8 protein-coding genes are annotated in these 7,701 nt (G+C 54.1%); 4 read left to right on the forward strand and 4 right to left on the reverse strand.

The window, feature by feature from the left end:
- The 4 genes from F8I07_RS04230 to F8I07_RS04245 all read left to right on the forward strand — a co-directional run.
- A partial coding sequence (locus F8I07_RS04230; RefSeq protein ID WP_292656144.1) for an inorganic phosphate transporter occupies positions 1-1,005 on the forward strand: 1,005 nt, incomplete at its 5' end.
- Between the two features lie 29 nt (positions 1,006-1,034).
- Entirely contained in the window at positions 1,035-1,610 is a 576-nt protein-coding gene (locus F8I07_RS04235) for an aminotransferase class IV (protein ID WP_292656146.1), read from the forward strand.
- 149 nt (positions 1,611-1,759) lie between these two features.
- Positions 1,760-2,218, forward strand: a complete 459-nt coding sequence (locus F8I07_RS04240) for a hypothetical protein (RefSeq protein ID WP_292656148.1) — start codon at positions 1,760-1,762, stop codon at positions 2,216-2,218.
- A gap of 257 nt (positions 2,219-2,475) precedes the next feature.
- Positions 2,476-3,762, forward strand: a complete 1,287-nt coding sequence (locus tag F8I07_RS04245; protein WP_292656151.1) for a hypothetical protein — start codon at positions 2,476-2,478, stop codon at positions 3,760-3,762.
- 408 nt (positions 3,763-4,170) lie between these two features.
- Here the strand turns inward: F8I07_RS04245 and tilS are convergent, their stop codons facing one another.
- From tilS to F8I07_RS04265, 4 genes are all read right to left on the reverse strand, one after another.
- On the reverse strand, positions 4,171-5,184 hold the full coding sequence (tilS, locus tag F8I07_RS04250; protein WP_292656154.1) for a tRNA lysidine(34) synthetase TilS: 1,014 nt from the start codon (positions 5,182-5,184) through the stop codon (positions 4,171-4,173).
- Entirely contained in the window at positions 5,181-5,549 is a 369-nt protein-coding gene (locus F8I07_RS04255) for a four helix bundle protein (protein ID WP_292656156.1), read from the reverse strand. The genes tilS and F8I07_RS04255 overlap by 4 nt, the downstream gene beginning before the upstream one ends.
- A 3-nt stretch (positions 5,550-5,552) precedes the next feature.
- Complete coding sequence (gene rimO / locus F8I07_RS04260; RefSeq protein WP_292656159.1) at positions 5,553-6,866, reverse strand: 30S ribosomal protein S12 methylthiotransferase RimO; 1,314 nt, start codon at positions 6,864-6,866, stop codon at positions 5,553-5,555.
- 227 nt (positions 6,867-7,093) lie between these two features.
- Positions 7,094-7,701: EI24 domain-containing protein (locus F8I07_RS04265; RefSeq protein WP_292656162.1), on the reverse strand; the 608-nt coding region annotated here is incomplete at its 5' end.

The raw sequence follows: 7,701 nt of genomic DNA on the forward strand, positions 1-7,701 counted from the left end.
ATCATCGCCGCCGCCTTCCTCTACGCTATCAAAAAGACAGTCCTGTATAAAGAGGATGTCAAAGCCGCGGCTATGAAGATGGTCCCCCTCTATGTGGCGGTCATGGGATGGGCCTTCGTCACCTACCTGATCATGAAGGGGCTCAAACACATGATCAAACTGGGCTTTCCTTCCGCTGCGGGGATCGGCCTGATCGGAGCGTTTCTTATCTATATCGGAGTCAAAAAGGCTCTTGCCAAATATGCCCACCTCCTCACCGACGAACGGGTCAGCGTCAACCGCCTCTTCACTATTCCCCTGATTTTTGCCGCGGCGTTGCTGAGTTTCGCTCACGGAGCCAACGACGTGGCCAATGCCGTGGGTCCTCTGGCCGGGATCTATGATGCCCTGGCCCACTCCACCGTCTCCACCAAGGCGGCGATTCCCCTCTGGGTCATGCTCATCGGAGCCCTGGGGATCTCCCTGGGGCTGGCGCTCTACGGTCCCAAGCTCATCAAAACCGTCGGCAGCGAGATCACCGAACTGGACCAGGTGAGGGCCTTCTCCATCGCCCTGGCGGCGGCCATCACCGTGATCGTCGCCTCCCAGCTGGGCCTGCCGGTCAGCTCCACCCACATCGCCCTGGGCGGGGTCTTCGGCGTAGGCTTTTTGCGGGAGTGGCTGGACCGTACCCAGCGACTCCAGTACCGGATCCGGGAGGAGAAAGAGAAGGTCGAAGCCCTCAAGCAGCGCCTCTCCGCCCTCCGGGAAGAGCTCAAGACTCTCGAGGCCAAAGCGGAGAAATCCCAGGGAGACTATGAGCGGATCGTTGATCTTTTTGCGACGATCGAGCGTCAGGAAAAAGAGCTCAAAGCCGAAACCAAGGCCCTCAAACGCGTCTACAAGACCCGTTATGTCCAGCGCAGCGCCGTCAAAAAAATCGTCGCCGCCTGGATCATCACTGTCCCTGCGGCTGCTGTAGTGGCTGCTTTGATCTTCTACATTATCAAGGGAGCGATGCTCTGAGTCTTCTCGACGATATCTCCTCGCCTCCTTTGTTACTGGAGACAATCCGGATCGAGGAAGGGCGTCCTCTGCACCTGGAGTATCACAACCGCCGCTTCAACCACAGCCGCCGGAAGCTTTTCGGCGCCACGGAAGATCTTGACCTAGCCGATTTCCTCACAGATATTCCCCCTGCTGGCCTCTGGCGCTGCCGGGTTCTCTATACATTATATATGGAAAGGGTCGAATATCTCCCCTATACCCTGCGCCTTCCCCACCGTTTCGCCCTGGCGGAGTTTGAAAGAGACTACGCCTACAAATACGCGGACCGCTCCGTCTTCGAACGGCTGAAGAGGGAGCATCCGGAGGCAGAGGAGCTGTTGCTCTACCGTCAGGGGCTCCTGACCGATACCACGATCGCCAATATCGCCCTGCGTCGGGATAACGTCTGGTACACCCCCGCTCGGCCGCTGCTAGAGGGGACCACCCGGCAGCGCTTGCTGGAAGAGGGCCGTCTCCAGCTTGCCGAGATCCCCTGTGATGCACTGGACGCGTTCGACGAACTGGCTCTAATGAACGCTATGATAGGATTTCGCAACATTAGTCAATACGAATTGATCCGCTGAAAAAGCGGATGGCATGGTTCTGACATCCTGAACTTGATTCAGGATCCACGGTTTATAGGCATTTCTGGCCCTGGATTCCGGGGCAAGCCCGGAATGACGAAGACTATAGGTACAAGCCGTTGCCAACATTTTCCTATGAAGGATATCCAATGTCAGAAAAAACCAACGATCCGTTCCAATCCGAGGCCTTTCGCCGGATCGAGGGGGAACATCTCTTCCAGGCAATTGCTTTTTTGCTGGAGGAGGGGATCGAGTTTGCCGTGGCGGCGGAGGTGGAGTATCTCACTTTCGATCCCCCGCTTCCGGAACACCTAGCCCAAAGTCTCCGACCCCTCTCTCTATTTGTCCTTAGCGGGTATACTTTCGAGAGTTGCCGTGTGGATGAACATTCATTCACATTCGAAGCGGGCTTTGGACAGGAGAACTTCGGTTCGGTCGTAGAGCTTCCTCTCCTGGCGATCAAACAGCTGATCGTCGGGGAGTACCCCATCGCCATCAACATTGCCGATCCCCGCCCTGAACGGAAAAATGTCGAGACGGAGCGTTCCATGGAGGCGCTGCTGAGCAATCCCGAGAATCAGAGGCTCCTGAAGAAGAAAAAGGAGTAGTCTCTCCGCCGGTTTTTCAGGAAAACCGGTATATTTTCACTAAAACAACCGCCTCTTTCAGCTTCGTTAACCGAAAATCACCTGGAAAAAGAACGATAAATATTTTTTAATATGTGATAAAATACCCATTTTATGGGGTTCAGGAAAAATTTATGTTAATTTTTCGTTTATTTTCAGTTGGAATCCCGTTAATTTCCTTGACATCGTTCGAAAAATAGTGATATACTTCGGTTGTAACTAAAAACAAGGAGTTTCAAATGAAAAAAGGTCTTCTGCTCTCAGTAGTAGCTTCGACTATGATCTTCGCCGGTGGCGATATCGCTCCCGTAGAGCCTGCAGCACCCGCATCTGCAGATTTCTGGGGACAAATTGGGTTCTCTTACGATTTCAACGACAACGGAACCTACAATCTGGGTGACAAAGAGAACAACGCCTTCTCTGCCGCAGTTGTCCTGGGTGTCGAGAAGCAGCTGGGCCACGGCTTCGGCGTCGGCTTCGAAGTCGCCGGTTGGACCGATTTCGGTCTGGGAATTTCCGGTGGCCCGAGAGTGACTGAAACTCTCTCAAGAGACTGGCTCGCCCATCAAATGACTGATGGTTGGTATAATAAAAACAGCAGTGCCGAAGTCTCTCAGGCTTATTTGACCTACAGCTTCGGCAACACGGCCATCAAAGTCGGTCGCCAGGCGCTGCCCAAAGCGGTCTCTCCCTGGGCCTGGTCTGACAGAACCGTCGGTGTGATCGATTACAGCTATGATGCTATCGTCATCGCCAATACCGATCTGCCCGACACCACTTTGGTGGGTGCCTGGGTGCTCAATGTCGCGGAAAACTCTGACACAATCAAACTGGGTGCAAACGGCAACGGTATCTTTATGCTGGCGGCCATCAACAAGTCTCTGGCCAATACGACGCTGTCAGCAAGTGCCTACTATTTCCCCGATTTTGACTTCAAGCTTCCTTTCATTGGATGGCTTTGGGGAGATGCTAATGCCAAAGATGTATGGTCTGTCTGGGCAAGCGCCGTTACCAAATTTGACGACATCAATGCTGGCCTGCAAGTTGCCTATGTGGACGGAGACTACAGCAACACCGACGCTACCTTCGGTATCGCCGGCAAGATCGGCTCCAGCTGGGGTGATCTCGACGCTACCCTGGTCGCTTCCTATATCAACGACGGCGACTACAGCCTGAAGACTGCCGGTGCGGGAGCATTGGGAGTCGGTGACACCAGCGCCTTCTGGGGTAACGGTTTCGGCGGCACCTTCACCAACGGTGATATCTCTGACGCCGGTAGCGTAACGGCTTTGCGTGTCGATCTCGGCTACAAGCTGCCCGTCGGTAAACTCTACGGCGGTATCGGATACGCCTGGTATAGTGACGATACTTCCTCTACCGCCAACCAAGACGGTTTCGGTGCCCGCATCGGTTACACCTTCCCCGTCATGGATACCGGTGTCCACGCCAAAGTCGAGTATCGCTATGCTGACAACTATCAGAAGACGCATCAGCGCGTCCGTGTCGAGGCTTTCTACAAGTTCTAATCCTCACGTATCTCTTCGGGAACGGGCTTCGGCTCGGGCCTGAAACCCTTTCATCCTTTTCATCTTCTTCCTTTTTTTCATACTTCTTTTCTCTTCAAAAATGCTACAATTAACATATGCAGTTGAAAATAAGCTCTATTTTGCTTCTTTTTGTAGTAATGGTAGTTGGGTGTGCAAATCATCATTCTACGCCCCCGGCGAAAATGTGGGGAGGAGTGGGGTTTCTTTATGAATCTGGGAAAGATTCTTCTTCCGCTAAAATTTCTCACACTGGCCCCCGTGTTGTCGTCGGATTTGAAAAAGAGCTTGGCGATGGCTTAGGGATCGGAGCGGAGGTTGCAGGACGGCGGGAAGAGCCGTAGCTATGACGAGAAAAGGGAATGAGATGGGAGTGAAACAACCTTTAGACTAAGGAATCGGTAGTGTTCCGGGATCGATGCCGCTTCGGTAGAGCCAGGGGCGGATTTTCATGGGGATGTTTCGTAACCTACACGCCTCTTTGAAAGATTTCGTCATGGGCGCTTCGGTTACATAAGGAGCGAGATAGAGGTACTCTCCGCTCAACTCAATGGCCCATTTTCTCCCCGCCACGATGGATTTTTTCTCTTGGAGCATTTTGCGCTCCATGCCGCCGAGGAGATACCCCAGCTCTTTGAGAGCTTTGGATGCGGCCAGAGGGACGATGCGTCGATCGTGGATCCGGTAGATGCGCAGTTTCCCCTCCGCATAAATCTCCTCATAATTTTCAGAGAGTAGCTTGGTATCCTGTTTCAGATACTCGAAAGTGCGTCGAATCCCCGGGGAGTGTTCCCGAATGAGCATCTCCAGGAAAGGCCGGAGACGATTGCGCTCGAAAGTATCGGATTCGTTGCTCACGTCGTAGAACCAGGAGAGCTTTCGTTCTCGCAGATAGTCCTCCAGCTCATGGCGGGGTGTCTCCAGCAGGGGGCGGATGAGTCGGTAAGATTTGCCGCGGAGGGTCTGCCTCTCACTCACCGCCTCCATCCCCGCCAGCTCCACCGTCCCCGCCCCCCGGAGCAGCCGCATCAGCATCCACTCCAGTCGGTCGTTGAGCTGATGGGCGGTTAGAAGATTCTCGTAGCCACGCTCCTCGATGAGTGATTCAAAAAAATCGTAGCGAAATTTCCGGGCTTGAGCTTCAAAATCGCTCTCCCATCGTGACGCATACGCTACAAAGATCCGCCGCCCGTCCCGCTCTGCCAGCTCACGTGCCGCAGCCTCCTCCACGTCTGCCTGTTCCCGAATCCCGTAGTTGACCAGAGCAATGTCGAAGTCGATCCCTGATTCGGCTAGGAGGTGGTACAGGGCGGTGGAGTCGAGACCGTGGGAAAAAGCCAGAAGGCATTTTCCTTGAATGAGGAACGAGGAATGAGGAATGAGGAACCGATGGATGGTATTCATGCTTGCTTGATCGTTTTTGTGCTGGCGATAAGTAGACGGAGGAGTTCGTCCAAATCTTTATATAGGCTTTGGAACATTGTATCATCAATGTATCGTGATTCTTTGAGGAGTCGTAGCCAGTATTCCGTTTCGCTTGCCTCTTTGAGGGCGATGGTGAGTTTGTGGAGGAAATCCGCTTTGGATTGGGCATATTTGCCTTCTGCAATAAGAGCACCGATAGAGGTTCCGCTACGCAGTACCTGCTTGGAGATGATGTATTCTTTATGGGACTCTTTTAAAAATCTGCCAAGTCTGATGATCCTTAGTGCAAAAGCAAAACTTTTGTCGCTAAGAGGATCATTTCGTTTCGGTTCCTCATTCCTCATTCCTCATTCCTCATTCAACAAAGTGGAGAGCAAATACTCTCCGGCTTTCTCTGTAATCCTGGCTTGATAAAGGCCTCCAATCCGAATGTCGAGCTCGTCGGTGTCGTTGACCAGAACCTCTCCGTCGATCTCGGGGGCCCACAGCAGCGGGCGGGCGGAGAGGAGGTATTCGTGTTCGCTGCTGGGGCCGTCGATAGCCAGGCGGCACTCCCGTCCGACCATCTTCTCCAGCGACGCGTCGCGGCTGCGCTGGGCGATCTCCCCCAGGATCGCAGTGCGTTCGGCTATCACTTCCGGCGGGAGCTGCTCCATTTCGTAGGCGGCGGTCTCCTCCTCGTTGGAGTAGGCGAAGACGTTGATCCGGTCAAAGCCGAACTCTTCCAGAAAGTCGCAGAGTTTTCGGAAACTCTCTTTGCTCTCCCCGGGATGGCCGGCGATGACGGAGGTACGGACGAAGCCCCCCTCTTTGGTCCGCATCGCCTCCAGGAGTTCGCGGGTTTTGGCTTCGCCGAAACCCCGCTTCATCGTCTTGAGCACCCGGTCGTCGATGTGCTGGATCGGCATGTCGTAATAGGTCTGAAAGAGAGGGCTCTCGGCGATGGCGTCGATGAGCTCGAAGCTTGTGGTACTGGGATAGAGGTAGAGAATCCGGGCGCTGCGCACACCGGGGATCATCTCCACGTGGCGGATCAGGTCGATCAAGCCGTCTCTGAGTCTCAGATCCCGGCCGTAGCTGGAGCTGTCCTGGGAGATGAAGCTGAAATCGTAGAAGCCCTTCTCGGTCAAGGCGGAGACTTCGGCGACGATGGAGTCGAGGGTGCGCGAATGGAGCCGGCCCTTGAAGGAAGGGATGGCGCAGAAAGAGCAGTTCTGGTTGCATCCCTCGGCGATCTTGATGTAGGCGTGGTAGTTTGAGCCGGTGATGAGACGGGGGGATCTCTCCGTGGCCAGATAGACCTCGGGGCTGAAACTGCTCTGCTTCTGCCGGATCAGCTCGTCGATCCGCTCGTAGTCGCCTACCCCGGTGAAAATATCGATCTCGGGCATCTGTTCGGAGAGCTCCTCTTTGTAGCGTTCGCTGAGGCAGCCGCTCATCACCAGCAGAGAGTCCTCTTTGCGCTGCTGATGGAGGTCGAGGACCGTGGCGATGGACTCTTCTTTGGCCGCTTCGATGAAGCCGCAGGTGTTGACGATGATCACGTCGGCGGCAGAGGCGTCGTCGGTGAGTTCGTAGTCGGCCAGTTTGCCCAGCATCACTTCGCTGTCGACCAGGTTTTTGGTACAGCCGAGACTGACGAGATGGAGGGTTTTTTTCATGGTTGTTCCATTTTTCAACTAGGAACTAGGAACTAGTAACTAGTAATTTTGGTTGGGGTGTTTGGAGGGTGATTATAGCATTTGAGAGAAAAGGTCATTTGCTTCGCGGTCATTTAGGGTCATTTTGCACGTAAACGTGCAGGCGATTCAGGGGGTGTTCTTCAATGGCAATAAATGACTATAAATGACTGGACAAAGCCCCAAATGACTTCCTCCTGACTTACGTTCTATTGTTGTCGCTCATTACTCAGCAGATAATGCAGTAAAAGAATCTGCGCAAAAAGCGGGGCGAAGATATGCAGCAGAGGGATATAGTTGAAAGCAGCGGCGATGAGGGCGATGAACCTTGCCTTTTTGCTGCGGCGTTTGAGCTCCCGCTCATCGGCGATGAAGAGGGAGCCTACGTCGTAGACGGTGGGATCTTTGAGGAGGATCGACCAGAGCCAGAGCATCCAGAGCTGCCCGAAGATCGGGACGAAGATCAGGGGTAAAGTAAAAAGAAACAGGATCAGAAAAATAACACTGGCTTTGAGCGTGTAGTAAATCGAACGATGGATCGCGGCGCTGCCGACCGGTTTGACCCGGGGATACTCCCGGGCGGCCAGACGGAGCAAGAGCTTTTCGCTCAACAGCGAGGTAAGGATGGAAAGAGTGACGACGATGAGGGCGTATCCCACCGCCAGCGCCGCCAACAGAGCCCCCGTGGCCTGAAACCAGGCATAGTGGCCGATCCAGGGGATCATCTGCAGATAGGAGGCAACGAAGTGTTCGAAGGGGTTCCAGAAGAGCCACAAAACGACGATCCAGAAGAGGAAGGACCCCAGCCCCACCTTGA

The organism is Nitratifractor sp., assembly GCF_015487065.1.
Classification (GTDB): Bacteria; Campylobacterota; Campylobacteria; order Campylobacterales; family Sulfurovaceae; genus Nitratifractor.